Raw genomic sequence first — 2,014 nt, 5'->3', positions numbered from 1 at the left:
CGTGTCGGATGCGGCTTCACCAACATGGACAACTACCGAAGGCGCATCATGGTCCACATCGCCCTCACCCGAGGGCAGAGACCAGCAGCATGAAATCAGCACACGCCCCGCTCAAATGCGGAGAGCCATTTATCTCTGCAGTAAACGCCCGGCCCGTCTTCGGCGCCTCGTGCCACACATGCCTTCCCGCTCGGGTTGCGGCGGGCCATAATTCGCCTTTCACGTGCCCGGCTTGCCGTCTTCGGAGCTGGGCCTTGACACCCCTGCACCGGGTACCCCCGCATCAGTACCGCACCTGCCGCTGGGCAGTCGATGCATCACCTGTCCGAACGGAATCGACCGCCCCCACGCTGATCACTGCTCCCACACCGCCGAAGCACTTCAACCGATCCGTCACTGCAGCATCATCGAGAAGCCGTCCTCGACACCGGCAGGTCCCGGGCCCGCTGGCTGTGATGTCTTCGCGCTGGCGGCGTCGGCGGGGAGAGGATTTCGCAGTGAGCAGCACCGCTCTCTCCGGGATCGAGGCGACCACCGAATCCGGCCCGCGGTGCTGCACGAAACCTTCGGGGCTCCATCGAGCCAGTGGCAATCGGCCCGTGGTTGCCTCACCATGGAGCGATGACTGCTAAGCGTTGCCGATCCACCGCCGATCCTGCCGAACCCCTTTCCGATGCCGAGCTGCTCATCGGCCTGGTGGTCTCACCATCCCTGAGTGCGATGCTCGGCCCCGAGGTCACCACCTCGGTGCGCAAGATTTTGGTGCAGCGGTATCCGGGAGTGCGCTGGCAACTGAAGATGGCCGAAGACCGGCTGGTCGATCCACCCACCGAGACCTTGGACCTGCTGGAGGCGGCCCGAAACCGCGTGCTGGAGGAGAACTGGGATTTGGCCGTGGTGCTCACCGAGATCCCCCTGAAGACCGGCCGACGTCCGGTGCTCACCCAGCTCAGCCCCGTGCACGGGGTAGGACTGGTCTCCGTCCCAACCCTGGGAGCCGTGCACGTGCGGCAGAAGGTGCAAGAGACCACCGTGCACGTGGTCGGGCAGCTCCTGGGCTACGACGCCGAAGACCTCAACGCCCAGCGGGATCTTGCTCGAAGAGCCCACCAGCTGTCCACCGATCTCGACGAACGCCCGGACGACAACGTCGTGCAGTTCACGGCCCGAGTGCTGAGCGGCAACGTGCGGTTGCTGCTGGGCATGATCCGCGCCAACCAGCCTTGGGCCTTCGTGGCCCGGCTCTCCCGGGCGATGGTCGTGGCAGCGGCCACCGGCATGCTGACATTGGTGGCCTCGGACCTATGGGTACTGGCCATGGCCTACGGGCCGGTGCGCCTGGTCCTGCTGGCGGTGATGGCGATCGGGGCGGTGAGTGCCACCCTGATCCTGGGAGCAGACTTGTGGGAGCGCCCACGGCGGCGAGCCCAACGTGAGCAGGTGATCCTGTTCAATTTGGCCACCACCGCGACCGTGGCCATCGGGGTTGTGGTGTTCTACCTCGGCTTATTCATCCTGTCCTGGGTCGGCGCGCTGCTGCTCATCGACGAGCAGGTACTGGCCGGTGTCGCCGGTCACCCAGTGAACGCTTTGGACTACGCGAAGATCAGCTGGCTCACCGCCAGCCTGGCCACCGTGGGCGGAGCACTAGGAGCTGGACTGGAGGACGACGATGTGGTGCGCGCCGCTGCCTACACCCGGTCCAGCACCTGACACAGCCCCAGCACAGAAGAAACTGAAACATCTACGCGTTGATGCCACGTCTATGCAGGTGTCATTGCCGGTCGCGATGACTTGGTGGGCTCAGCGCAGTGCGCTGCCTCGTACTCGGCGGGTGGGGCGTTGCCGAGGCGGGTGTGCGGGCGGGCGCTGTTGTACCTGTCGATCCGGGATCCGCACCGCCCTGCCGGACGCGCGGATCGCAGTCGACAAGTGGCATCTCGTCGCCCTCGCCAACCTCATGGTCACCCAGGTCCGTCAACGGATCACCCGGCAACTGCACGGCCGCCGCGGC

Annotated in this window: 2 protein-coding genes; both read left to right on the top strand. The window is 65.8% G+C overall.

What is annotated here, in order from left to right; all coding sequences use genetic code 11:
* Positions 1-621 precede the first annotated feature (621 nt).
* A complete protein-coding gene (locus tag ATN38_RS00135; RefSeq protein ID WP_003941566.1) occupies positions 622-1,713 on the top strand; it encodes a hypothetical protein in 1,092 nt (363 codons plus the stop codon).
* On the top strand, positions 1,673-2,014 hold a 342-nt coding region (locus ATN38_RS33260; RefSeq protein ID WP_374104610.1), incomplete at its 3' end, for a transposase. The genes ATN38_RS00135 and ATN38_RS33260, both read left to right, overlap by 41 nt.

Source organism: Rhodococcus sp. FH8, assembly GCF_019266085.1.
Taxonomy (GTDB): domain Bacteria; phylum Actinomycetota; class Actinomycetes; order Mycobacteriales; family Mycobacteriaceae; genus Rhodococcus_F; species Rhodococcus_F qingshengii.
Note: the sequence above shows the minus strand (reverse complement) of the source record. Positions and strands in the feature narration are given on the sequence as shown.

Coding starts and splice junctions, on each gene's coding strand:
- ATN38_RS00135 (WP_003941566.1), top strand. CDS start 622: ATGACTGCTAAGCGTTGCCGATCCACCGCCGATCCTGCCGAACCCCTT.